Annotated in this window: 21 protein-coding genes and 2 pseudogenes; 20 read left to right on the top strand and 3 right to left on the bottom strand. The window is 67.5% G+C overall.

From position 1 onward, the window contains the following. Positions 1-11 precede the first annotated feature (11 nt). The gene (locus ACE2AC_RS04280; RefSeq protein WP_375690884.1) at positions 12-392 is read left to right on the top strand and encodes a Na+/H+ antiporter subunit G; all 381 of its coding nucleotides are present in this window, start codon (positions 12-14) and stop codon (positions 390-392) included. Positions 393-407: 15 nt separating this feature from the next. On the opposite strand, the gene ACE2AC_RS04275 is transcribed toward ACE2AC_RS04280, so the two are convergent. Beyond that, positions 408-1733 carry an aspartate aminotransferase family protein gene (locus tag ACE2AC_RS04275; protein ID WP_375690883.1) on the bottom strand — a complete coding sequence of 442 codons (1326 nt, stop codon included), beginning with the start codon at positions 1731-1733 and terminating at the stop codon, positions 408-410. Between the two features lie 114 nt (positions 1734-1847). Between ACE2AC_RS04275 and ACE2AC_RS04270 the strand changes: the two genes are divergently transcribed. From ACE2AC_RS04270 to ACE2AC_RS04255, 4 genes and pseudogenes are all read left to right on the top strand, one after another. Beyond that, positions 1848-2711 (top strand): MurR/RpiR family transcriptional regulator, encoded by an 864-nt coding sequence (locus ACE2AC_RS04270; RefSeq protein ID WP_375690882.1) that lies wholly within the window; start codon positions 1848-1850, stop codon positions 2709-2711. A gap of 57 nt (positions 2712-2768) precedes the next feature. Next, positions 2769-3734: a TAXI family TRAP transporter solute-binding subunit gene (locus tag ACE2AC_RS04265; RefSeq protein ID WP_375690881.1), complete on the top strand. Its 966-nt coding sequence runs from the start codon at positions 2769-2771 to the stop codon at positions 3732-3734. A 119-nt stretch (positions 3735-3853) separates the two neighbouring features. Next, positions 3854-6471: pseudogene (locus tag ACE2AC_RS04260) on the top strand (TRAP transporter permease). Beyond that, positions 6468-6899, top strand: a complete 432-nt coding sequence (locus ACE2AC_RS04255) for a universal stress protein (protein ID WP_375690880.1) — start codon at positions 6468-6470, stop codon at positions 6897-6899. The pseudogene ACE2AC_RS04260 and the gene ACE2AC_RS04255 overlap by 4 nt, the downstream one beginning before the upstream one ends. A 2-nt stretch (positions 6900-6901) precedes the next feature. On the opposite strand, the gene ACE2AC_RS04250 is transcribed toward ACE2AC_RS04255, so the two are convergent. Next, on the bottom strand, positions 6902-7777 hold the full coding sequence (locus tag ACE2AC_RS04250; RefSeq protein WP_375690879.1) for a helix-turn-helix transcriptional regulator: 876 nt from the start codon (positions 7775-7777) through the stop codon (positions 6902-6904). A gap of 160 nt (positions 7778-7937) precedes the next feature. Here ACE2AC_RS04250 and ACE2AC_RS04245 point away from each other — a divergent pair, with 160 nt between their 5' ends. The 7 genes and pseudogenes from ACE2AC_RS04245 to ACE2AC_RS04215 all read left to right on the top strand — a co-directional run bounded on the left by ACE2AC_RS04245 (position 7938) and on the right by ACE2AC_RS04215 (position 13912). Beyond that, on the top strand, positions 7938-9155 hold the full coding sequence (locus ACE2AC_RS04245; protein ID WP_375690878.1) for an amino acid ABC transporter substrate-binding protein: 1218 nt from the start codon (positions 7938-7940) through the stop codon (positions 9153-9155). A 71-nt stretch (positions 9156-9226) separates the two neighbouring features. Further along, a pseudogene (locus tag ACE2AC_RS04240) lies at positions 9227-9415 on the top strand (branched-chain amino acid ABC transporter permease); the annotation flags it as partial. Positions 9416-9563: 148 nt separating this feature from the next. Further along, positions 9564-10091 (top strand): branched-chain amino acid ABC transporter permease, encoded by a 528-nt coding sequence (locus tag ACE2AC_RS04235; RefSeq protein ID WP_375692067.1) that lies wholly within the window; start codon positions 9564-9566, stop codon positions 10089-10091. Positions 10092-10093: 2 nt separating this feature from the next. After that, positions 10094-11008 (top strand): branched-chain amino acid ABC transporter permease, encoded by a 915-nt coding sequence (locus tag ACE2AC_RS04230; protein ID WP_375692066.1) that lies wholly within the window; start codon positions 10094-10096, stop codon positions 11006-11008. Further along, a complete protein-coding gene (locus ACE2AC_RS04225; RefSeq protein WP_375690877.1) occupies positions 11005-11736 on the top strand; it encodes an ABC transporter ATP-binding protein in 732 nt (243 codons plus the stop codon). The genes ACE2AC_RS04230 and ACE2AC_RS04225 overlap by 4 nt, the downstream gene beginning before the upstream one ends. Continuing rightward, on the top strand, positions 11729-12451 hold the full coding sequence (locus tag ACE2AC_RS04220; RefSeq protein WP_375690876.1) for an ABC transporter ATP-binding protein: 723 nt from the start codon (positions 11729-11731) through the stop codon (positions 12449-12451). Before ACE2AC_RS04225 ends, ACE2AC_RS04220 begins: the two co-directional genes overlap by 8 nt. Positions 12452-12463: 12 nt before the next feature. After that, complete coding sequence (locus ACE2AC_RS04215) at positions 12464-13912, top strand: aldehyde dehydrogenase (protein WP_375690875.1); 1449 nt, start codon at positions 12464-12466, stop codon at positions 13910-13912. On the opposite strand, the gene ACE2AC_RS04210 is transcribed toward ACE2AC_RS04215, so the two are convergent. Further along, positions 13900-14877: a LysR family transcriptional regulator gene (locus ACE2AC_RS04210; RefSeq protein WP_375690874.1), complete on the bottom strand. Its 978-nt coding sequence runs from the start codon at positions 14875-14877 to the stop codon at positions 13900-13902. The genes ACE2AC_RS04215 and ACE2AC_RS04210 overlap by 13 nt on opposite strands. Positions 14878-15070: 193 nt before the next feature. Between ACE2AC_RS04210 and chvE the strand changes: the two genes are divergently transcribed. From chvE to ytfQ, 8 genes are all read left to right on the top strand, one after another. Further along, a complete protein-coding gene (gene chvE, locus ACE2AC_RS04205) occupies positions 15071-16138 on the top strand; it encodes a multiple monosaccharide ABC transporter substrate-binding protein (RefSeq protein ID WP_375690873.1) in 1068 nt (355 codons plus the stop codon). A gap of 110 nt (positions 16139-16248) precedes the next feature. Further along, on the top strand, positions 16249-17778 hold the full coding sequence (mmsA, locus tag ACE2AC_RS04200) for a multiple monosaccharide ABC transporter ATP-binding protein (protein WP_375690872.1): 1530 nt from the start codon (positions 16249-16251) through the stop codon (positions 17776-17778). Further along, on the top strand, positions 17775-18989 hold the full coding sequence (mmsB, locus tag ACE2AC_RS04195) for a multiple monosaccharide ABC transporter permease (protein WP_375690871.1): 1215 nt from the start codon (positions 17775-17777) through the stop codon (positions 18987-18989). The genes mmsA and mmsB overlap by 4 nt, the downstream gene beginning before the upstream one ends. Before the next feature lie 4 nt (positions 18990-18993). After that, a complete protein-coding gene (gene araD1, locus ACE2AC_RS04190; RefSeq protein WP_375690870.1) occupies positions 18994-19989 on the top strand; it encodes an AraD1 family protein in 996 nt (331 codons plus the stop codon). A gap of 9 nt (positions 19990-19998) precedes the next feature. Further along, a complete protein-coding gene (gene araD, locus ACE2AC_RS04185; protein ID WP_375690869.1) occupies positions 19999-21741 on the top strand; it encodes an L-arabinonate dehydratase in 1743 nt (580 codons plus the stop codon). Further along, positions 21728-22690, top strand: a complete 963-nt coding sequence (locus ACE2AC_RS04180) for a Gfo/Idh/MocA family protein (protein ID WP_375690868.1) — start codon at positions 21728-21730, stop codon at positions 22688-22690. Before araD ends, ACE2AC_RS04180 begins: the two co-directional genes overlap by 14 nt. 2 nt (positions 22691-22692) lie before the next feature. Continuing rightward, positions 22693-24216, top strand: coding sequence for an aldehyde dehydrogenase (NADP(+)) (locus ACE2AC_RS04175; protein ID WP_375690867.1), 1524 nt, complete (start codon positions 22693-22695; stop codon positions 24214-24216). A 100-nt stretch (positions 24217-24316) separates the two neighbouring features. Further along, complete coding sequence (ytfQ, locus tag ACE2AC_RS04170) at positions 24317-25270, top strand: galactofuranose ABC transporter, galactofuranose-binding protein YtfQ (protein WP_375690866.1); 954 nt, start codon at positions 24317-24319, stop codon at positions 25268-25270. Positions 25271-25291: the final 21 nt, after the last annotated feature.

Genomic DNA, 25291 nt, shown 5'->3' with positions numbered 1-25291 from the left:
GGGCGGAAAAGATGGACCTTATTGCGGAAATCCTGATCAGCTTCTTCCTTGTGGTCGCGGGCATCTTCGGCTTTGTCGGCTCTTACGGGCTGCTCAAACTGCGCGACACGATGCAGCGGCTGCACGCGCCGACCAAGGCCACCACGGTGGGCGTCGGCGGGGTGCTCATCGCCTCGATGCTGTATTTCCTGCTGATCGACGGGCACGTCAGCTTTCACGAGCTGATGATCACGATCTTCCTGTTCCTGACGGCACCGATCTCGGCCAACTTCATCGCCAAGACCTTCCTGATCGAGAAGCGGGACGAGGTGGATATCCCCGGCACGCAATGCGATTTCGGCTGGTCGATCTCGGACGATCCGCCGAACGTCAAGGACGCGCCGCAGGAGTGATCCCGGCCCGGCCGCTCAGGCGGCGAGCGCCCGGTCGATGGCCGTGGAGAGCTTGCCGACCAGTTCCTCGATCTGGGCGTCTTCCCAGATGAAGGGCGGGGCCAGCAGGACGTGGTCGCCGCGTTGGCCGTCGATCGTGCCCCCCATCGGATAGCAGATCAGCCCCTCGTCGAAGGCGGCTGCCTTGAGCTTCTTGTGGATCGCGCGGGCGGGATCGAAGGGCACCTTGGTCTCGCGGTCGGCGACGAGTTCCAGGCCCCTGAACAGCCCGCGGCCGCGCAGGTCGCCGACGTGCGGATGCTGGCCGAAGGCGTCGGCCAGCGCCGCCTCGACCCGGGTGCCAAGGTCGGCGGCGCGGGCGACCAGCCCGTCATCCACCAGCCGGTGCAGCACCGCGTCGCCCGCCGCGCAGGCGACGGGGTGGCCGATGTAGGTATGCCCGTGCTGGAAGAAGCCCGAGCCGCTGGCGAAGGCGTCGAAGATCCGGGCGGTGCAGAGGGTGGCCCCGATCGGCTGGTAGCCCGCGCCGAGGCCCTTGGCGATGGTGACGATGTCGGGCGCGACGCCATCCTGTTCGCAGGCGAAGAGCGTGCCGGTCCGGCCCATACCGCACATCACCTCGTCGAGGATCAGCAGGATGCCGTGGCGGTCGCAGATCTCGCGAATGCGCCTGAAATAGCCGGGGACCGAGGGCACCGCGCCGAGGGTCGCGCCCACCACCGGCTCGGCGACAAAGCCGATGACGGTGTCCGGCCCGAGGCGCTGCAGTTCCGCTTCCAGCTCGTCCGCGACGCGAAGGCCGTAGGCTTCGAGGCTCTCGTCCTCCTGCCGGTCGCGATAGGCGTAGCAGGGGGCGATGTGGCTGGTGTCGACCATGAGCGGCGCAAAGGGGGCGCGGCGCCAGGCGTTGCCGCCGGTGCCGAGCGCGCCGATGGTGTTGCCGTGGTAGCTTTGCCGCCGGGCGATGAACCGGGTGCGGGCGGGCTGCCCGATCTCGATGAAGTACTGGCGCGCCATCTTGAGCGCGGCCTCGACCGCCTCGGACCCGCCCGAGACGAAGTAGACCTTGTCGAGGTCGCCGGGCGCGTTGGCGATCAGCTTGTCCGCCAGCCGCTCTGCCGGGTCCGAGGTGAAGAAGCCGGTGTGCGCGAAGGCCAGCGCATCGACCTGCGCCTTGATCGCGGCCTTCACCGTGGCGTCGGAATGGCCCAGGCAGGACACCGCCGCGCCGCCCGAGGCGTCGAGGTAGCGCTTGCCGGTGGTGTCGACGATGTACGGACCCTCGCCTGAGACGGCGCGGGGCGGGGTGGAAACGGCACTGCGGTGAAAGACATGAGTCATGGTCGGACCTCCGGGATCGCCCAAGATGAAACAGATGGAGCATCGGTTGACAATGGGTGAAACGAATGAAACGCTTCCGGTAACGAACACGAGAGCCTGCAGGGGGGCCGATACTTGCCGACGAGCTTCGACCGACGCATGGCCGAGCATTACGCCGAGCTGCCCGAACGGCTGCGGCAGGCCTGCGACTACGTCGTGGCGAACAAGATGGACACCGCCTCGCGGTCGCTGAGGACGGTGGCCGAGGAAAGCGGGCTGGCGCCGGCGACCTTCACCCGGCTGGCGCGCGCGCTTGGCTACGACAACTACGAAGAACTGCGCGAGGCGCTGCGCAGCCAGATCACCCGCAGGGTGTCGAGCTTTGCCGACCGCGCCGACGCGCTGCAGAAGGGTGAGTGGTCGGGCGCCTCGGGGTTCCTGTCGCTCTACCGCGGTGCCGCGCAAGGCAACATCGACACGCTGGCGCACGCGATCGACACCGACCAGCTGGAAGCCACGGTCGAACGGCTGCACGGCGCGCGCAAGGTTGTGTTGCTGGGGGCGCTCGGATCCACCGGGATCGCGGAGTACGCGGCCTATGTCGGCATGTTCCTTGGCGCGAACTGGACGCTGGCGGGCCGGATGGGCGCCTCGATCGGGTCGGCGCTGGTCGACATGGACGCCCGCGATGCGCTGGTGATCGTGACCAAGCCGCCGTTTGCCCACATTGCCATCCGCACGGCCGAGCTGGCGCAGGGGCAGGGGATCTTTGTCGTCGTCATCACCGACACCTACGACTGCCCGGCGCTCAGGCTGGCCAGCTCGGGCTTCGTCGTGCCGACCGACAGCCCGCATTTCTTTTCGTCCTACATCGCCACGGTTTTCCTGCTCGAAGTCATTCTGGCCATGGTCGCGCAGCGGGCGGGGCCGGTGGCCTCGGACCGGATCGCCGAGATCGAGGCTCACAACCGCGCGTTGCGCGAAGTGATTGACGTCTAGGGCAGACGCTGTTCAGTTTACCGTAACCCCACCAATGACCACAGGGAGTTCTTGACCATGAAAAACGTGAAACTCGGCTTTGCCGGCCTTGTCGCAGGCGCGATGATGGCGCCGGCCGCGATGGCCGAAGAGTTCGTCACCATCGGCACCGGCGGCGTCACGGGCGTCTACTACCCGACCGGCGGCGCGATCTGCCGGCTGGTGAACAAGGGCCGCAAGGAACACGGCATCCGTTGCTCGGTCGAATCGACCGGCGGCTCGGTCTACAACATCGAGACGATCCGCGCGGGCGAACTGGAGTTCGGCGTCGCCCAGTCCGACACCCAGTACAACGCCTACCACGGCGAGGCGCAGTTCGCCGATGCCGGCGCCTACGAAGAACTGCGGTCGGTCTTTTCCGTGCACCCCGAGCCGTTCACCGTCGTGGCCCGCGCCGATGCCGGCATCAAGAACTTCGAGGACCTGAAGGGCAAGCGCGTCAACATCGGCAACCCCGGGTCGGGCCAGCGCGGCACGCTCGAGGTCCTGATGCAGGAAATGGGCTGGACCAACGACGACTTCGCACTGGCGTCCGAGCTGAAGGCGGCCGAGCAGTCGGCGGCGCTCTGCGACAACCAGATCGATGCGATGGTCTACACCGTCGGTCACCCCTCGGGGTCGATCCAGGAGGCCACCTCGGCCTGTGACTCGGTGCTGGTGAACGTCGACAACGAGGCGGTCGCGGCACTGGTCGAGGCGAACCCGTTCTACCGCATGGCCACCGTGCCGGGCGGCATGTACCGCGGCAACGACGAGGACACGCAGACCTTTGGTGTCGGCGCGACCTTCGTGACCTCGGCCAACGTCTCCGAGGACGCGGTCTATGCCATCGTCGCCTCGGTCTTCGACAACTTCGAGGACTTCAAGGGCCTGCACCCGGCCTTTGCCAACCTGACGCCCGAAGAGATGGTGTCGGCCGGCCTGTCCGCGCCGCTGCATCCGGGCGCCGAGAAATACTACAAGGAAAAGGGCTGGATCGAGTGATCCGTCCGATCCGATAGCCACATCGCGGGGGCCGGTTGCGTCCGGCCCCCGCTTCGTTTCAGAATTCCTTGATCCAGAAATTGCTTCAGCGGGCCCGCCAGAGGCCGCGAGGGGGGACCATGTCCGAGACCGACAGCCAGCAGAACCGCGGCCTGAGCGAACAGGAGCTCCAGGACCTTGTCGCCGCCAGCGACAGCGGGGCGCGGACGGTCCACGGGACGGTCGGCACCGTCATCGCGGGGGTGGCGCTGGCCTGGTCGATCTTCCAGGTGCTGCTGGCCTCGCCGGTCGCGCCCTACGTGCTGCCGGGCGACCTGATCAACAACGCCCGCCAGATCCACCTGGCCTTTGCGATGTTCCTGGCCGCCATGGCCTACCCGCTGTTCCGGTCCTCGCCGCGCGACCGGGTGCCGTGGTACGACTGGGTCCTCGGCATCGGTGGCGCGCTGCTGTCGATGTACGGCTACTTCTTCTACGACAAGATCGTCGGCAACGGCGGGCTGGCCGACAACACCGATGCGCTGTTCTCGCTCGCGGGGATCGCGCTGCTCTTCATCGCGGCCTACCGGACGCTGGGCCCGGTGATGGTGGTGCTGGCGATGGTGTTCCTCGCCTACGTCTTCTTCGGCTCGTCCGAATTCGTGCCCGACCAGATCCGCTGGGCCGGCGCGTCGCTGCGCAAGGCGATGAGCCACATGTGGATCACCTCGGAGGGGGTGTTCGGCATCGCGCTTGGCGTGTCGACCAAGTTCGTGTTCCTCTTCGTGCTGTTCGGCGCTCTGCTGGACAAGGCCGGGGCCGGCAACTACTTCATCAAGATGGCCTTTGGCGCGCTTGGCCACCTGCGCGGCGGGCCGGCCAAGGCGGCGGTCGTCGGCTCGGCCGCGACCGGCCTGATCTCGGGCTCGTCGATCGCCAACGTGGTCACCACCGGCACCTTCACCATCCCGCTGATGAAGCGCGTGGGCTTTTCCGCCGAGAAGGCCGGGTCGGTCGAGGTCGCATCGTCGGTCAACGGGCAGATCATGCCGCCGGTGATGGGCGCGGCCGCCTTCCTGATGGTGGAATACGTCGGCATCTCCTACGTCGAGGTGATCACCCATGCCTTCCTGCCGGCGGTGATCTCATACATCGCGCTGGTCTACATCGTGCACCTCGAGGCGGTGAAGAACCGGATGCCGACCATCGGCAACAAGGTCGTGTCGCTCTGGCGGACCGTGCTGGGCATGTTCGGCTTCTTCTTTGCCTTCGCGGCGCTCTGCTATGCCACCCAGTTCCCGGTCCGGTGGGTTACCTCGATGGTGCCCGAGGGCTCGGGCTGGGCGCTGTCGGTGCTGATCGCGGCGGTCTACATCGGCCTGGTCTGGTTCGCCTCGCGGGTGCCGGATCTCGAACCCGACGATCCGAACGCCGAGGTGGTCGAGTTGCCCGAGATCCCCAGATCTACCAGTCAGGCCTCTACTACCTGCTGCCGATCATCGTGCTGGTCTATTTCCTGATGATCGAGCGCAAGTCGCCCGGCCTCTCGGCCTTCTGGGCGTCGTTCCTTTTGTTCTTCATCCTGCTGACGCAGAAGGCGCTCAAGTCGATGTTCCGGGGCGAGGGCGCGTTCGGCGCGCGGCTCAAGGACGGCGGCGTCGATCTTGTCGTCGGCATGATCGACGGCGCACGGAACATGATCGGCATCGCGCTGGCGACGGCCACCGCGGGCATCATCGTCGGCACCGTGTCGCTGACCGGGATCGGGCAGGTGATGGCCGACTTCGTCGAGTTCCTTTCGGGCGGCAACCTGATCCTGATGCTGATCTTCGTGGCGATCCTGTCGCTGGTGCTGGGGATGGGGCTGCCGACCACGGCGAACTACATCGTCGTCTCGTCGCTGATGGTGGGCGTGGTGACCGAGCTGGGGGCGCAGTCGGGGCTGATCGTGCCGCTGATCGCGGTGCACCTCTTCGTCTTCTACTTCGGGATCATGGCCGACGTGACGCCGCCGGTGGGGCTGGCCTCCTTCGCGGCGGCGGCGGTCTCGGGCGGGGATTCGATCAAGACCGGGTTCACCGCGTTCTTCTATTCGCTACGCACGGTGATCCTGCCCTTCATCTTCATCTTCAACACCGACTTGCTGCTGATCAACGTCTCGGTGGCGCAGGGGATACTTGTGTTCATCATCTCGACGGTGGGGATCCTCGTCTTTACCGCGGCGACGATGGGATGGTTCCTGACGCGGTCGCGGATCTGGGAAACCGTCGCGCTCCTGCTGGTGGCCTTCACCCTGTTCCGGCCCGGCTTCTTCATGGACATAATCCAGCCGCCGTTCAACGACATCGCGCCGGCCGAGTTCGAGCAGGCGCTGGCCGAGGCGCCGGCGGGCAGCCGGCTGCGGGTCGTGATCTCGGGGCCGGACTTCGACACGCTGGCGGTCAAGGACGTGACCGTGGCGCTGACCGTGCCCGAGGTGGCGGACGTGCAGGGCCGGCTGGACGAGCTGGGGCTGATGCTGATGCCCGAGGGCGACCAGATGATCCTCGACGAGCCGATGTTCGGGACCGAGCTGTCGGACAGTCTGTCGAGCTTCGACTTCTACGGGGACGACCCGGTCGAGATCACGGCAGTGCAGGCCCCGGCCGACCAGCTGCCGAAAGAGCTGATGTTCCTGCCGGCCCTGCTGTTGCTGGGGCTGGTCGCCTTCCTGCAATACCGCCGGGGTGAACCCGCGCCCCAAGGAGTACCGGCATGATCAACACGATCCTCTGCGCCGTCGACGTGAACCGGCTGACCGAAGAGGCCGAAGTGCTGCGCCGCGCCGCCAAGATCGCCGAGGTCGAGGGCGCGCAGCTGGACCTCATCACGGTGATCCCGAACTACGGCAAGAGCATGGTGGGCGGCTACTTCAGCGAGGACCACACCAAGAAGGCGGTGGCCAAGGCAAAGGACCTGCTGTCCGATTTCGGCGCGCAGACGCTGGGTGACGAGGTCAACGACAAGGTCCGGCACATCGTCGCCGTCGGCTCGGTCTACCACGAGGTGCTGACCGTGGCCGACAAGGACAAGGCTGACCTGATCGTGCTGGGGGCGCACCGGCCGGACCTGAGCGATTACCTGCTGGGCCCGAATGCCGCGCGCGTGGTGCGGCACGCCAAGGCCTCGGTCTACGTGGTCCGCTAGGATCAGGGCCAGGCGGCGAAGGACGAGGGCGGGGTGACCCGCCGCTCGGCCGCGGCGCGGCGGTAGCGGGCCGGGGGCATGCCCATGTGGGTGCCGAAGGCGCGCGTGAAATACGCCGGGTCCGAGAACCCCAGCCGGAAGGCGATCTGCCCGGCCGGCATCGAGGTGTTGGCCAGCAGTTCGCAAGCCTCGCGGATCAGCTCCCGCTGCAGGTAGGACTTGGGCGACAGCCCGGTGGTGCGCCGCACCGCCGATCCCAGCTTGCCCCGCGTGACGCCCAGCGTCTCGGCATAATCCTCGACCCGCCAATGTTCGCGCGCGTGCTGCGCGGCGAGGATCACGAACCCCTCGGCCAGGCCCTGCTGGGCGCGCGGATGCGCGACGAGGTCGGCGCGGGCGATCCGCCAGAGCCGGATCAGCAGCAGCGACAGAAGGTGTTCCGCCGCCGCCTCTCCGCCGGGTTCGCCCCGGGCGCGTTCCTCGGCCAGCCCCTCGACCAGCGTGAAGAGCGGGCCCGCGTCCTCGAGCGGGAGCGACAGCGTCCGCCCCAGCGTGCGCTGCATCTGCTCTCCAAGCGGCGTGGCGGGGATTGCGCGCAACAGGGCCAGTTCGGGAATCGCGACGAGGCTGCCGCGGGTGCCGGCCTCGGCCACCAGTTCCTCGCGCGGGCGGGCGATCCGCCAGAGAAGGCGCGGCCCCTCGGCGCTGGCGATCGACTGGCCCTCGCGGTCGCGCAGGTGCACCTCTCCGGTCTGCAGGAGGACGAGGTGGGCATGGGCCGGCAGGCCGTAGCCCGACCGCGTGAGGATGCTGCGGACATGGCTGACGACGGGCAGGGCGCGGCGCGCGGCGGGGGCGAGGGATGAGTCGGGCGGCATGTTGCCACTGTCGCGGGGTCAGGCGGGCAGAGCAATCAAAAGTGCAAGAGTTGCATCCAAATGTGCATTTTTTGCACCGCGATCCCGCCGTATCGTCATCCGCAGTCCGGCAACGGACCTTGCACTTTGGGCCGCGGGAACGGCCTTACGGGAGGACATCATGACGATTTGGAAACCGCGCGCCGCGCTGCGCGCCACCGTGTTCGCGACCACCTCGGCGATGGCGCTGAGCGCCGGCGCGGTCTTTGCCGCCGACGACACCGTCACCATCGGCTATGCCGTGGCGCGGACCGGCCCGAACGCCACGGGCGCCGGGATCACCACGATCCCGAACTACGAGCTCTGGGTGAAGGACGTGAACGATGCTGGCGGGCTGACCATGCCCGACGGGTCGAAGAAGATGATCGAGGTCGTGGAATACGACGACCGGTCGTCGAACGAGGACCTCGTGCGCGCGGTCGAACGCCTGGCCAGCCAGGACAAGGTCGACATCATCCTGCCGCCCTGGGGCACCGGCCCGAACCTGGCCATCGCGCCGCTAATGGCCAAGTTCGGTTATCCGCAGCTGGCGGTGACCGCGGTCACCGACAAGGCACCGGAATTTGCGGCCCGCTGGGACCGCAGCTTCTGGATGCTGGGTGGCGGGCACGACTATGCCAAGGGCCTGGCCGAGGTGCTTAAGGCGGCGCACGAGGCGGGCACGATCAACAACAAAGTGGCCGTCGCCTCGGTTGCGGACGGCTTCGGGATCGACCTGATCAACGGCGCGCGCCCGGCCTTTGAGGAAGCGGGGCTGGAACTGGTCTATGACGAGACCTATCCGCTCGGCACCTCGGACTTCTCGGCCATCATGAGCGAGGCCAAGAATTCCGGCGCCGACAGCTTCGTCGCCTTCTCATACCCGCCGGACAGCTTCGGCATGACCAAGACGGCGCAGGCCATCGGCTATAACCCGGCGGTGTTCTACATCGGTGTCGGCGGTGCCTTCCCGATCTTCCCCGGCATTGCCGACGGCAAGGCCGAGGGCGTGATGTCGATCGGCGGCGTGGATGCCGAATCCGATGCGATCAAGGCCTATTTCGAACGCCACACCGCGACCGTCGGCACCCCGCCGGACAGCTGGGCCTCGGCCATCACCTATGCCTCGCTCGAGATGCTGGCACAGGCGATCGAAGAGGTCGGGCTGGACCACGAGGCGCTGGCCAAGGCGCTGTCGGAAGGCACGTTCGAGACAATCGTCGGCGAGGTGAAACTCGAGGACAACCAGCTTCGCGACCTCTGGTGGGTCGGCCAGTGGCAGGACGGCGCGTTCCGCGCGGTCGATCCTGCGGACAAGGCCGGGGCGTCCGCGCCCGTCATGCCCAAGCCGCAGTGGTAAACCAGAGCTGACGCGACAGGCGGGCGGCGCATGGGGATGAGCCGCCCGCCACAATACAGATACGGAAAGACATGCTTCTTACGACGCTGATCCTGGGCCTCGTGCTGGGGGGCACCTATGCGCTGTTGGCGCTTGGGCTGACCCTGCAATACGGTATCGCCCGCATCATGAACCTGGCTTACGGCGAATTCGTCCTGATCGCGGCCTTCATCCTGGTCTGGGCCTTCCAGAGCGCGGGGGTGTCGCCGATGGTGTCGCTCGTCGTGCTGGCGCCCGCGGGCTACGTGTTCGGCTGGCTGCTCTACGCGGTGATGATGCACCCGCTGGTGAAACGCGCGGGCAACAGCGGCCGGCTCGAGGTCGAACTCGATCCTGGCCACCTTCGGGCTGCTGTTCCTGATACAGGGGGTGCTGCTGGTGGTGTTCGGGGCGAACTTCACCTCGATCTCCTACCTCGACACGGGCGTCGCGATCCTGGGCGTCACCGTGGCGCTGAACCGGGTGATCGCCTTCGGCATCTGCGTGGTCAGTGCGGGCGTGCTGATCTGGGCGCTGAACCGGACCCGCTGGGGCCTGACGATGCGCGCGGTGGCGCTGGCGCCGGGGTCGGCCCCGCTGGTCGGCATCGCGGTCGACCGCGTGGCGCGGCAGGGCTTTGCGCTCGGCACCGCGCTGGCCGCGATCGGCGGCTCGTCGATGGCGATGTACCAGACGTTTTCCGCGACCGGCGGCGTGATCTTCACCATGAAGGCGCTGGTCATCGTGATCATGGGCGGGGTCGGCAACGTGGCTGGCGCGCTGATCGCGGGCCTCGCGCTCGGGCTGGTCGAGACCTTCGTGGCGACCGCCATCGACCCGGGCCTGACGCTGGCCGCGACCTTCGCGATCTTCCTTGTCGTTCTGCTGTGGCGCCCGCAGGGGCTGTTTTCCAAGTGATGATGAAACTTATCCTTCCTCTCCTCGCCCTCGTGGCACTGGCCCTCGCGCCGCTCGGCCTGTCGGACTATGGCCTTGGCCTGATGATCGGCATGGTGACCTACGTGACGCTGGCCTCGGCCTGGGCGCTCTTTTCCGGCCACACGCGCTATATCTCGCTGGCGACGGCAGCCTTCTACGGCATCGGGGCCTACACCGTCGCGGTGCTGAGCGAGGTGCTGCCGTATCCGCTCGTCCTGCTCAGCGCGGGACTGATTGGCGCGGGCCTTGCGCTGGTGGTCGGGCTGTCGACCCTTCGGCTGGCCGGCGTCTACTTCGTCATCTTCACCTTCGGGCTGGCCGAACTCGTCCGCCAACTGCTGACCTGGTACGAGGTCAACGTGACCGGCACGCTGGGGCGCTACATCTTTCTCGATATCACGGCACGCGACATCTACTGGCAGATGCTGGCGCTTGGCGCGTTGACCATCGGCCTGACCGCATGGATCAACCGGCACCGGCTGGGCCTCGCGCTCAAGGTGATCGGCGATGACGAGACTGTGGCGGCGCATTCCGGCATCAACCTGGCACGGACCAAGCTGGTGGCGTTCACGCTGTCGGCGACGATCCTGACGCTGGCCGGCGCCATCGTGTCGCCCCGCTGGGTCTATGTGGAGCCGGCCATCGTCTTCAACCCGACGGTGAGCTTCCTGACCGTCATCATGGCGCTTCTGGGCGGGGCCAACCGGCTCTGGGGGCCGGCGCTCGGCGCGGTGCCGCTGTTCCTGGTGTTCGAATGGCTCTCGGCCAACTTCCCCGACACCTACCCGATCTTCCTGGGCCTGCTCTTCATCGGCGTGGTGTTCATCCTGCCCGACGGGGTGCTCGCCGGGATCGACAGGCTGCGCGCCCGGCGCGGCAAGGAGGTGACGGCATGAGCCTTCTGATCGTGGACCAGGCCACCAAGCGCTTTGGCGGCGTGACGGCGGTGAACGAGGTCACGTTTGCGGTGACCAAGGGCGAGACCGTGGGCCTGCTGGGCCCCAACGGGTCGGGCAAGACGACGCTGATCAACCTGATCTCGGGCGCGCTGCCGGTGAGCGGGGGCGAGGTGCGGCTGAACGGGCAGCTCCTGACCGGCAAGCGGCCGGACCAGATCGCCCGCGCGGGCGTGGCGCGGACCTTCCAGCTGGTGCGGATCCTGCCGTCGCTGACCCTGACCGAAAACGTGATGGTGCCCGCCGTCTTCGGGGCGAAATCGCACTGGGGTCCGGCGGCGGAACAGGTGGCGAAGGACGCGCTCGACAAGGTCGGGCTCGCGCACCGGGCCGACGTGCAGGCGGCGGACCTGACCTATATCGACCAGAAGCGGCTGGAGCTGGCCCGTGCATTGGCGGCCGAGCCCGAGTTGCTGCTGCTCGACGAATGGCTGGCCGGGCTGAACCCAACCGAGCTGGGGCAGGGCATCGCGCTGATCCGCAGCCTGACCGACCTCGGCATCAGCATCCTGATGGTCGAACACATCATGGAGGCGATCCGCGCGCTCTGCCCGCGGTCGCTGGTGATGAACTCGGGCCGGCTGATTGCGGACGGACCGACCGGAGAGGTGCTGTCCGATCCGCACGTGGTCGCGGCCTACCTGGGAGAGGTGGACGAAGATGCTTGAGATCGAGAACTTGACGATCCGCTACGGCAAGCACACCGCGCTCGAGGATGTCACCGCCCATGTCGACGCGGGCGAGATGGTCGGCGTGCTGGGGGCGAACGGGGCGGGCAAGTCCTCGCTCCTCGGCGCGATCGGGGGGCGGGTGAAGCCCGCCGCCGGGACCATCCGCTACTGCGGCGAGGACCTGCTGGCGATGCCGGTGCACCGCCGGGTCGAGGCGGGCGTGGCGCTGGTGCCCGAGGGGCGCGGCATCTTCCCGCCGCTGACGGTGGCCGAGAACCTTGCGCTTGGCGCCAACCCGGCGCGCGCCCGCGACGGGCAGGGCGCGCGGCTGGACGACGTCTTTGACCTCTTTCCCAAGCTGCGCGACCGGCGCGGGCAGATCGCGGGCACCATGTCGGGTGGCGAACAGCAGATGGTGGCGATCGGCCGCGCGCTGATGTCGAAGCCGGACCTGCTGCTTCTCGACGAGCCGTCGCTGGGCCTTGCACCGATCGTGGTCCGCGAAGTGTTTGCCACCCTCGCGCGGGTGCGGCAGACCGGGCTGACCGTGATGATCGTGGAACAGAACGCGCGCGCCGCCCTGGCGCTGGCAGACCGGGCCTACCTGATCGAGGCCGGGCGGATCACCGGCAGCGGTCGGGCCGCGGACCTCAGAAACGACCCTGCCGTCGTGCAGGCCTTCCTCGGCGGTGCCGCCGCCGTAACGCATTGAAAGGAAGCAGTTATGGAACGTCTTCAACTCTACATCGGTGGTAAGCATATCGACGCCGAGGGCGGCCGGACCTTCAAGCGGGAAAACCCGGTCACCGGCGAGGCCGTCACCGAGGCGGCCGCCGCATCGCTGGAAGACGCGGCCAAGGCGGTCGATGCCGCCGCGCGCGCCTTCCCAGCGTGGTCGCAGACCGGACCGGGTGAACGGCGGGCCAAGCTGCTGGCCGCGTCCGAGAACCTCAAGAAACGCGGCGACGACATCGTGCAGGCGATGAAGGACGAGATCGGCGCGACCGAGGGCTGGGCCCGGTTCAACGTCATGCTGGCCGCCGACATGCTGGTCGAGGCCGCCGCGCTGACCACCCAGATCAAGGGCGAGATCATCCCCTCGAACCGTCCCGGATCGACCGCCTACGCGGTGCGGCAGGCGGCGGGCGTGGTGTTCGCCATGGCGCCCTGGAATGCGCCGGTGATCCTGGGGGTCCGGTCGATCGCGACGCCGCTCGCCTGCGGCAACACCATCGTGATGAAGACGTCCGAGCTCTGCCCGCGCACCCATGCCCTGATCATCGAGGCGGTGTCTGAGGCGGGTTTCCCCGAGGGCGTGCTGAACGCGATCTCGAACGACCCTGACGAGGCGCCGAAGATCGTCGAGGCGATCATCGCTAACCCCGCGGTGCGGCGGGTGAACTTCACCGGCTCGACCCGGGTGGGACGGATCATCGGTGAGCTCTCGGGCCGCTACCTCAAGCCCGCGCTGCTGGAACTGGGCGGCAAGGCCCCGGTGATCGTGATGGAGGATGCCGACATCGACGCCGCCGTCGCGGGCATCGGGTTCGGCGCCTACATGAACCAGGGCCAGATCTGCATGTCGACCGAGCGGGTGATCACCGTGGGCGACGTGGGCGACACCTTTGTCGAGGCCTTCGCCAAGAAAGTCGAGACGCTCAAGGCGGGCGATCCGCGCGACGGTACCGCGCCACTCGGCTCGCTGGTGACCATCGCCGCCGCGGACCGGGTGCGCGAGCTGATCGCGGATGCGGAATCGAAGGGCGCGACGGTGATCGGCGGGGGCGGCAACGGCACGATCCTGCAGGCCGCCGCCGTGGACCACGTGACCCCGGACATGCGGCTTTACACCGAAGAGAGCTTTGGCCCCGTGGTGTCGATCATCCGCGCGGGGTCGGTGGACGAGGCGGTGAGGATCGCCAACGACAGCGACCTCGGCCTTTCGTCGGCCGTCTTCTCGCGCGACACGGTCAAGGCCATGGGCGTGGCGAAGCGGATCGAAAGCGGCATCTGCCACATCAACGGCCCAACCGTGCACGACGAGGCGCAGATGCCGTTCGGCGGCGTGAAGGCCTCGGGCTATGGCCGGTTCGGCGGCACCTGGGGCATCGCCGAGTTCACCGAGCTGCGCTGGATCACCGTGCAGGACGGCGACCTGCATTACCCGATCTGAAGCAACTCGAGGCCGGACAGGTTGCGTTCGACCATGGCAAAGACGCGCGCGGCGGGCGGGGTGAGCGTATCGCCCGCCCGCCGCACCAGCGAATAGGGCGACACCGCCATGTCGGGCGCCACGTCCAGAAGCCGGATGTTGCCGCCAAGCGCGGCCTTGGCGGCATAGAATTCCCCCACCGACCGCGCCACCGGTGCGACGGCATTCGTGTCGCTGATGATCGCCAGTGTCAGCAGCAGGGACGAGGTGCCGAGGATCCGTTTCGGCACCCGGTAGCCGTTTTCGAGCAGATAGGTTTCCACCGTGCGCCGCTGCAGCCCGCCGGGCGGCTGCATCACCCAGTCATAGATCAGGCAGTCCTCGAGCGTGATGTGGTCGCGCCGGGCCAGCGGGTGTTCCAGCCTGACGATCAGGGCTACGGGTTCCGGCCCGATCCGCTGCATCTCGAACGCGCGGGCGTCGACGCCGTCGGGCAGGCGCCCGATGTAGAAGTCGAGCTCCTGCGACAGCAGTTCGTCGGCGAGTTTCGGGCTGGTGTCCACGTCGACCGCGATCTCGATCTCGGGGTAGGTGACGCGCAGGTCGCGGATCACCGGCAGCACGATCTCGAGCGCCGGGCCGGTCACAGCGCCGATGCGGACGAGGCCCCGGGTGCCGCGCGTCATCTCGATCACCGTGTCGCGGGTGTCGTCGAGCTGGCGGAGGATGGCGCGGGCCCGCGCCGCGACCAGTTGCCCGGTTTCGGTCAGGGTCACGCCGCGCGCGTGGCGGGTGTAGAGCGGCGCGCCGACGAGCTTCTCCATCTCACCCATCAGGCGCGAGGCGGCGGGCTGGGTTATGGCAAGTTGGGCGGCGGCGCCCGACATCTGGCCGGTCTCCTCCAGCGCGGTCAGCAGACGCAGCTGCGAGAACCGCAGGCCGTGGCGGATGAAATGATCGCGGGCGCGGGGATCGCTGTCGGGCATTGATATAATCCATATGGTATAACGTGCGCATCAAGTCTGATTTGATTGGTATGTAAAGGCAAGGCAGAACGATGGCGGAGCCGCACGGCAGGGAGAGACCCCCAAGGGGGACGAGACCGTGGCAGGTTCATCCAAGGGAATCGACGGACCGACGGACCCGCAAGGCGGGCAACGGGACGCAAGGGAGGACAACATGACACCCATCAAACGCATTCTTGCGACGACCGCGCTTGTCGCGCTGAGCGCCGGCGCGGTGGCCGCGCAGGACAAGGGCTATGTCGGCATCGCCATGCCGACCAAGAGCTCGGCCCGCTGGATCGCCGACGGCGAGAACATGGTGAAGCAGTTCGAGGCGGCCGGCTACGAGACCGACCTGCAGTACGCCGAGGACGACATTCCGAACCAACTGGCCCAGATCGAGAACATGATCACCAAGGGCGTCAACGTGCTGGTCATCGCGGCCATCGACGGCACCACGCTGACCTCGGCGCTGGCCAATGCCTCGGCCGCGGATATCGAGGTGGTGGCCTACGACCGCCTGATCCGCGACAGCGAGGACGTCGACTATTACGCGACCTTCGACAACTTCAAGGTCGGCGTGCAGCAGGCGACGACCCTGGTCGAGGGCCTCAAGGAGCGGTTCCCGGACGTGAAGCCCTGGAACGTCGAGCTCTTCGGCGGCTCGCCCGACGACAACAACGCGTACTTCTTCTACAACGGCGCGATGTCGGTGCTGCAACCGATGATCGACAGCGGCGAGGTCGCGATCCCCTCGGGCCAGATGGGCATGGACACGGTCGGCACGCTCCGCTGGGACGGCTCGGTCGCGCAGGCGCGGATGGATAACCTGCTGTCGGCGAACTACACCGGCGACAATCAGGTCCACGGCGTGCTGTCGCCCTACGACGGGTTGTCCATCGGCATCATCTCGTCGCTGAGCGGCGTGGGCTATGGCTCGGGCGACCTGCCGATGCCGATCGTGTCGGGCCAGGATGCCGAGGTCCCGTCGATCAAGGCGATCCTGCGGGGCGACCAGTATTCCACGATCTTCAAGGACACCCGCGAACTGGCGCGCGTCACGGTCGAGATGGTGAACGCGATGCTGGAAGGTGGCGAGCCGCCGATCAACGACACCGAGACCTACGACAACGGGGTCAAGGTTGTGCCGTCCTACCTGCTGGAGCCGGTGCCCGTCACCTCGGCCAACTGGGAAGAGGTGCTGATCGACGGCGGCTACTACACCAAGGACCAGATCGAGTAACGGCGCGGTTCTCCCGGGGGACGCGCGCACTCCTCCTGCGTTCCCCACACCCGGATCCCCCGGCCATCCCATCCCGGCCGGGGAGACGCCCAATCTGAACGAGACGACCCATGCCCATCCTCGAAATGCGCGGCATCACCAAGGAATTTCCGGGGGTGAAGGCGCTCGACAACGTGAACCTCTCGGTCGAAGAGGGCGAGATCCACGCCCTGGTCGGCGAGAACGGGGCCGGCAAGTCCACGTTGATGAAGGTGCTTTCGGGCGTCTACCCGCACGGCGCCTACGACGGCGACATCGTGTTTCACGGCGAGGTCCAGCAGTTCCGCACCATCAAGGACAGCGAGGGCGAGGGGATCATCATCATCCACCAGGAACTGGCGCTGGTGCCGCTTCTGTCGGTGGGCGAGAACATCTTTCTCGGCAACGAATGCGCCCGTGGCGGCATCATCGACTGGCACGAGACCAACCGGCGCAGCCGCGAGCTGCTCGACCGGGTGGGGCTGCACGAGAAACCCGAAACGCTGGTGGACGACCTGGGCCTCGGCAAGCAGCAGCTGGTCGAGATCGCCAAGGCGCTGTCGAAGAACGTGCGCCTGCTGATCCTGGACGAACCGACCTCTTCCCTGAACGAGACCGACAGCCAGAAGCTTCTCGACCTGCTGCTCGAGTTCAAGGCAAAGGGCATCACCTCGATCCTGATCTCGCACAAACTGAATGAAATCAGCCGGGTGGCGGACACGATTACGGTATTGCGCGATGGTGCGACGGTGGCGCGGCTCGACTGCTCGCAGGGCATCAGCGAAGACCGGATCATCCGCGACATGGTGGGCCGCTCGCTCGAGGATCGCTATCCGCCGCGCGAACCGCGCATCGGCGAGACAGTGCTCGAGGTGCGGAACTGGACCGTCCACCACCCGCTGCATGCCGAACGCAAGGTGGTCGACGACGTCAGCTTCCACGTCCGCAAGGGCGAGGTGCTGGGCATCGCGGGCCTGATGGGCGCGGGCCGGACCGAACTGGCGATGAGCCTTTTCGGTCGGTCCTACGGGCGCGACATCAGCGGGGAGGTGCGGATCGGCGGACAGCCCGCCGACCTTTCGACCGTCCGCCGCGCCATCGACGCGGGCCTTGCCTATGCCACCGAGGACCGGAAGGGATACGGCCTGATCCTCGAGGAAACCATCCGCCGCAACGTGCCGCTCGCCAAGCTGTCCGCCATCGCCAACCGCGGCGTCGTCGACAGCCACCGCGAGGCCGAGGTGGCCGAGCAGTACCGCCAGCGGCTCAACATCAAGTCGAGCAGCATCGAGCAGGAGGTCATCAACCTCTCGGGCGGGAACCAGCAGAAGGTCGTGCTGTCGAAGTGGCTCTTTGCCGATCCCGACATCCTGATCCTCGACGAGCCGACCCGCGGCATCGATGTGGGCGCGAAATTCGAAATCTACACCGTGATCCGTGACCTGGCCGCCGCCGGCAAGACGATCATCGTCATCTCGTCGGAAATGCCCGAACTGCTGGGCATCACCGACCGACTTTACGTGATGAACGAGGGCCGTTTCGTCGGAGAGATGGCGACCGCCGAGGCCAGCCAGGAACGCATCATGGCCACCATCATCAAGACCGGGGAGGCCGCGGCATGAGCGACACCACCACCACGGCCCAGGGCCAGAGCAACGCGGAAACCGGGGAACTCGGCGCCAGCTGGGCCTTCCTGAGGACCCACCTGCGGGAATACGGCATCCTGTTCGCGCTGATCGCGATCATGGCGTTCTTCCAGATCGCCACCGGGGGCATCCTGCTGAAGCCGGTGAACCTGACCAACCTGATCCTGCAGAACTCCTACATTGTGATCATGGCCATCGGCATGCTGATGGTGATCGTCTGCGGCCACATCGACCTTTCGGTCGGTTCGGTGCTGGGCTTCGTCGGCGCGCTGGCGGCGGTGATGATCGTGAACTGGGACGTGCCCTACCTGTTGGCGGGCGCGCTCTGCCTGGTGGTCGGCGGGCTGATCGGCGCCGCGCAAGGCTTCTGGATCGCGTACTTCCGCATCCCGTCCTTCATCGTGACGCTGGCGGGGATGCTGGTCTTCAAGGGCCTCACGCTCTGGCTGCTGGCCGGGCAGTCGGTCGGGCCGTTCCCGCCGGAGTTCCGGCTGATCGCCTCGGGCTTCGTGCCGGATTTCTTCGGCGGGGAAGAACGCAACCTCTTCTCGCTCTTCGTCGGTGTCGCGGTCGCCGTGCTGATCCTGCTGATGGCCATACGCACCCGACGGCAGCAACAGAAGCGTGGCATCCTCGACGAACCCTTCGCCTTCTTCGCGCTCAAGAACGGGCTGATCTTTCTCGCCCTGGTCTACATGTCCTGGCTGATGGCGGATTTTCGGGGGCTGCCCAACGTCTTCATCGTCATGGCGCTGCTGATCGCGATCTATTCCTTCGTCACCAGCCGCACGACCTTTGGCCGCCGGATCTATGCCATCGGCGGCAACGAAAAGGCGGCCTCGCTCTCGGGGATCAACTCGCAGCGGCTGACCTTCCTGACCTTTGCCAACATGGGGATGCTGGCGGCCCTCGCGGGCCTCGTATTTGCCGCGCGGCTCAACACCGCGACGCCCAAGGCCGGCATCGCCTTCGAGCTCGACGTGATCGCGGCCGTATTCATCGGCGGCGCGTCGATGTCGGGCGGTGTGGGCACGGTGATCGGCGCGGTCGTGGGCGCCTTCATCATGGGGGTGATGAACAACGGCATGTCGATCCTGGGCATCGGCATCGACTGGCAGCAGGTCATCAAGGGCCTCGTGCTGCTGGCCGCCGTCATCTTTGACGTCATGAACAAGAAGAAGGGCTGAGACCATGCTGCTTTCGCAATACCGCAAACCGGACGGGCAGGTGCAGGTGGTGGCCCGCGACGGGACCGAGGCCTTCGAGGTCCGCACCGACAAGACGATGTACGACCTGGCCATGGACTGCGCGGCCAACGGCACCGGCCTGCGCGACGCGGTGGCCAAGCTGGGGCTGAACGGCGCTGTGGACATGGAACGCCTCTACGCCGAGGGGCGCCTGCTGCCGCCCGTTCTGCACCCGGACCCGGCGCATCTGCACCTGACGGGGACGGGCCTCACGCACCTCGGGTCGGCATCGACCCGCGCGACGATGCACGCGGGCGCCAAGGCGCAGGACGAGACGGATTCGATGAAGATGTTCCGCATGGGGATCGAGGGCGGCAAGCCGCTGAACGGTACGCCCGGCGTGCAGCCGGAGTGGTTCTACAAGGGCAACGGGCTGTCGCTGGCCGCGCCGGGCATGCCGCTCGCTTCGCCCGAGTTCGCCGATGACGGCGGGGAGGAACCCGAGATCGCGGGCCTCTACGTGATCGGGCCGGACGGCACACCGTTCCGGCTGGGGTTCGCGCTGGCCAACGAGTTCTCGGACCACGTGATGGAAAAGCAGAACTACCTCTACCTCGCCCATTCCAAGCTGCGGCCGGCGTCCGTCGGGCCCGAGATGCTGGTGGGGGACCTGCCGCAGGACATCCGCGGCACCTCGCGCGTGCGGCGCGGGAACGCGGTGCTGTTCGAAAAGCCGTTCCTGTCGGGCGAGGCGAACATGTCCCATTCGATTGCCAACCTCGAACACCACCACTTCAAGTATCCGCTGTTCCGCCAGCCGGGCGACGTGCATGTCCACATGTTCGGCACCGCGACCCTGTCCTTTGCCGAGGGGCTGGCCTGCGCCGATGGCGACGTCTTTGAAATCGAGGCCCCCGACTTCGGCCTGGCGCTGCGCAACCCGCTGCGCCGTCCCGTGCCGCCGGCCAAGCTGCCGCGCACCGAAGTCCGGGCGCTCTGAGAGGGTGTGATGAGTTTCAGGAAAGCAGACTGGCCAAGGAAGCTCCGGTCCCAGGAATGGTACGGCGGCACCTCGCGCGACAATATCTACCACCGCGGCTGGCTCAAGAACCAGGGCTACCCGCACGACCTGTTCGACGGGCGGCCCGTGATCGGGATCATGAACACCTGGTCCGAGATGACGCCCTGCAACGGCCACCTGCGCGAGCTGGCCGAGAAGGTGAAGGCCGGCATCTGGGAAGCCGGGGGCTTCCCGCTCGAGGTGCCGGCGTTCTCGGCGTCCGAGAACACGTTCCGTCCGTCCGCGATGATGTTCCGCAACCTCGCCGCGCTGGCGGTCGAGGAGCAGATGCGCGGTCAGCCGATCGACGGCGCGGTCCTCCTGGTCGGCTGCGACAAGACCACGCCGTCGCTGATGATGGGCGCCGCGTCTACGGACATTCCGTCCATCGTGGTGACCGGCGGGCCGATGCTGAACGGCTGGTTCCGGGGCGAACGGGTCGGGTCCGGCACCGCGCTCTGGCAGATGTCCGAGGCGATCAAGGCCGGTACCATGACCCAGGAGGAGTTCCTTGATGCAGAGCAGGCGATGAACCGGTCCTCGGGCACCTGCAACACCATGGGCACGGCATCGACGATGGCGTCGATGGCCGAGGCGCTTGGCATGGCACTGTCGGGCAACGCGGCGATCCCGGCCGTGGATGCGCGTCGCCGGGTGATGGCGCAGATGTCCGGGCGCCGGATCGTCCAGATGGTGAAGGACGACCTGAAACCCTCTGATATCCTGACGAAAGAGGCCTTCGAGAACGCGATCCGCTGCAACGGGGCGATCGGGGGATCGACCAATGCGGTGATCCACCTGCTGGCGCTGGCGGGCCGGGTCGGCGTGGACCTGACGCTCGACGACTGGGACCGGCTGGGCCGCGACGTGCCGACCATCGTGAACCTGATGCCATCGGGCAAGTACCTGATGGAAGAATTCTTTTACGCCGGTGGCTTGCCGGTCGTCCTTAAACGCCTGGGCGAGGCGGGGATGCTGCACCGCGAGGCGTTGACCGTTTCCGGCCAGGGCATCTGGGACGAGGTCGGCGAGGCCGTGAACTGGAATGAGGACGTGATCCTGCCGGTCGAGAAGGCGCTGACGCAGTCGGGCGGCATCGCGGTGCTCAAAGGCAACCTCGCGCCGGACGGGGCCGTCCTGAAACCCTCTGCCGCCAGCCCGCACCTGATGAAACACCGCGGCCGCGCCGTGGTGTTCGAGACCATCGACGACTACAAGGCCCGGATCGAGGACGACGCGCTCGACATCGACGAAACCTGCGTCATGGTGCTCAAGAACTGCGGGCCCAAGGGCTATCCCGGCATGGCCGAGGTGGGCAACATGGGCCTGCCGCCGAAGGTGCTGAAGAAGGGTATCACCGACATGATCCGCATCTCGGACGCGCGCATGTCGGGCACCGCCTACGGCACCGTCATCCTGCACACCGCGCCCGAGGCCGCCGCCGGCGGACCGCTGGCCGTGGTGCGCGACGGCGACATGATCGAGGTCGACGTGGCAGCCCGGCGCATCCACCTGGATATCCCGGACGCGGAACTCGAGGCGAGGCTGGCGGCGTGGACGCCCGCCGTCGAACGCCCGGCCAGCGGCTATGCACAGATGTTCTTCGACAATGTCGAGGGCGCCGATACGGGGGCGGATTTCGGCTTTCTCAAGGGATGCCGGGGATCGGGGGTGGCACGTGACTCTCACTGACCTCGCGATCGTCGGCGTGGGCAAGATCGCCCGCGATCAGCACATCCCGGCGATCGAGGCCGGCGGCCAGTTCCGCCTGGCCGCCACGGTCAGTCGGTCGGGCGGCGTCGCGGGGGTCGAGACCTTCGACACGCTCGACGCGCTGCTGGCGGCGCGGCCCGAAATCGGCGTCATCTCGTTCTGTAACCCGCCGCAGGTTCGATACGAGGGCGCACGGGCGGCGCTGGCGGCCGGGCGGCACGTGATGCTGGAAAAGCCGCCGGGGGCCAGCTTGTCCGAGGTGCGTGACCTGGCCGCGCTGGCCGATGCGCGCGGCCTGACACTCTATGCCACCTGGCATTCGCGACAGGCGGCGGGCGTGGCGGGCGCCCGGGCGTGGCTGTCCGACAAACGCGTGCGCACGGTGCGGATCGACTGGAAGGAGGACGTCCGCGTCTGGCATCCCGGCCAGGTCTGGATCTGGCAGGCGGGCGGCATGGGCATCTTCGACCCGGCGATCAACGCGTTCTCGATCCTGACCGAGATCCTGCCGGTGCCGGTGCATGTCACCGGGGCGGACCTGCGCTTTCCCTCGAACTGCGAGACACCGATCGCGGCCGAGGTGCACTTTGCCGGTCCCGGCGGCATGACCGCGCTGGCCGACCTCGATTTCCTCTACGAGGGCGATCCGTTCTGGACCATGCAGGTCGAGACCGATGGCGGCACGCTGACCCTGTCGCAGGGCGGGGCCGTGCTGGACATCGGCGGCGCGCGCGAGGGCGAGGGCTGGGGCGACCAGCCGGGCATCCACGGCGAATACCCGAAACTTTACAGCCAGATGTACGACCTTGTTCAAGCCGGGCTGCAGGACGTCGACACCCGGCCGCTGGAACTGGCGGCCGACGCCTTCATGCTGGGCCGCCGGATCGAGGTCGCGCCCTTCACCGACCCGACACTCGCAAAGGACTGACCATGCTCGACAGCGGACCCCTCACCGGCAAACACCTGATCGACGGCGCCTGGGTCGCGGGCGGTGAGACCTTCACATCGCGACCCGTGACCGGCGACGGTTTCACCGTCTGCTCGGGCGGCGCGGCCGAGGTCGACCTGGCGATGCGGGCGGCAGAGACGGCGTTCCGCACCTACGGCTGGACAACGCGGGCGGCGCGGGCCGACTTCCTCGACGCCATCGCCGAGGAAATCGAGGCGCGCGGTCCGACCCTGACCGAGATCGGGACCGCCGAAACCGGTCTGCCAGCCGCACGGCTGGAGGGGGAGCGGGGCCGGACCACCGGGCAGTTGCGCCTCTTTGCCGACCACATCCGCAAGGGCGACTACCTCGACCGGCGGCACGACCCCGCGCTGCCGGACCGCCAGCCCCTGCCGCGTCCCGAACTCTTCATGATCCAGCGTCCCATCGGGCCGGTCGGCGTCTTCGGCGCCTCGAACTTTCCGCTCGCCTTCTCGACCGCCGGGGGCGACACCGCCTCGGCCCTGGCCGCGGGTTGCCCGGTGGTGGTCAAGGGCCACCCGGGCCACCCCGGCACCGGTGAGGTCGTGGCCCAGGCCATCGCGGCGGCCATCGCCCGCTGCGGCATGCCGACTGGCACCTTCGCGCTGATCCAGTCGCACAGCAACACGGCGGGCGAGGCGCTGGTACAGCATCCGCTGACCCGCGCGGTTGGCTTCACCGGCTCCTACCGGGGCGGTAAGGCGCTCTTCGACCTCGCCTGCGCGCGGCCCGAGCCGATCCCGTTCTTCGGGGAACTAGGCGCGATCAACCCGGTCTTCATCCTGCCCGAAGCGATGGCGGCACGGGGTGAGGAGATCGCCAAGGGATGGGCCGCCTCGCTGACCATGGGCGTGGGCCAGTTCTGCACCAATCCCGGCATCGTTGTCCTGCCGGACGGGCCGGCGGCGGATGCCTTTGCCGAAACGGCTGCCGCCGCGTTGAAAGACGTCGGAGCGCAGGTGATGCTGAACGACGGGGTCGCGGCGGGATACAACGCGGGCGTCGACCGGCTGTCGAAATCCAACGCGCTGACGCAGGTGATGCGCGGGCCCGAGGCACCCGCGCGCCACGGCAGCCCGGCGGTCTTCCAGACATCCGCGGCCGAGTGGATGCAGCACCGCGACCTTTCTGACGAGGTCTTTGGCCCGGCGGGCATCCTGATCCGTGCCAAGGACGAAAGGGAACGGCTGGCCATCGCCGAGGGGCTCGAGGGGCAGCTGACCGCGACGCTCCAGATGGACGCGGGCGACATTCCCGCCGCGCGGGCGCTGATGCCGGTGCTCGAACGCAAGGCGGGCCGGATCCTTGCCAACGGCTTTCCCACCGGGGTCGAGGTCGCCGATGCGATGGTGCATGGCGGACCGTTCCCGGCGACCACGAACTTCGGGGCGACCAGCGTCGGAACGCTCGCCATCCGCCGCTTCCTGCGGCCGGTCTGCTTTCAGAACCTCGACGCGGCGCTGTTGCCCGACGATCTGACATGACGCGGCAGAGGGAGGATCGACACCGCGACACGACGTGACCCGCCGGTGAGGGACACCGGCAGATGGCCCCAGAGGCCACCATCATCAAGGGAGGACTATCATGAAACTCAAGGCATTCCTGACGACCACCGTCGCCGCTGCCGTCTTCGGCCTCGCCGCGCAGGCGCAGACCGTGGGCTTTTCCCAGATCGGATCGGAATCCGGCTGGCGGGCGGCGGAAACCACCCTGACCAAGCAGCAGGCCGAGGAGCGGGGCATCGACCTCAAGTTCTCGGATGCGCAGCAGAAGCAGGAGAACCAGATCGCGGCCATCCGGTCGTTCATCGCGCAGGGCGTGGATGCGATCCTGCTGGCGCCTGTCGTGGCGACTGGCTGGGACAGCGTGCTGGAAGAGGCGAAGGAGGCCGAGATCCCGGTCATCCTGCTTGACCGCCAGGTCGACAGCTCGGACGACCTCTACCTGACCGCCGTTGGCTCCGACCTCGTGCACGAGGGCAAGGTGGCCGGCGAATGGCTGGCCAACGAGGTGGGCGACGAACCCTGCCGCGTGGTCGAGCTTCAGGGCACCACCGGCTCGTCCCCGGCAATCGACCGCAAGGCCGGGTTCGAGGAGGGCATCAAGGGCCACGCCAACATCGAGATCGTGCGGTCCCAGACCGGGGACTTCACCCGCTCGATGGGCAAGGAGGTGATGGAGAGCTTCCTGCAGGCCGAAAACGGCGGGCAGGACATCTGCGCGCTCTACGCCCACAACGACGACATGGCCGTCGGCGCGATCCAGGCGATCAAGGAGGCGGGCCTGAAGCCAGGCAGCGACATCCTGATCGTGTCGATCGATGCGGTGCCGGACATCTTCAAGGCGATGGCGGATGGCGAGGCCAACGCGACGGTCGAGCTGACGCCGAACATGGCAGGCCCGGCCTTCGACGCGCTCAAGGCGTTCTGGGACAACGGCACCGCGCCCGAGAAGTTCATCCAGACCGAATCCAAGCTCTACACGCCTGCGGACGATCCGGCGGGAGAGTATGAGAAGCGCAAGGATCTCGGCTACTGAGATCGGACAGAGGTGGGGGCG

Source organism: Pseudooceanicola sp. LIPI14-2-Ac024 (genome assembly GCF_042188925.1).
Classification (GTDB): domain Bacteria; phylum Pseudomonadota; class Alphaproteobacteria; order Rhodobacterales; family Rhodobacteraceae; genus Pseudooceanicola.
This window is presented reverse-complemented; position numbering and strand designations above follow the sequence as displayed.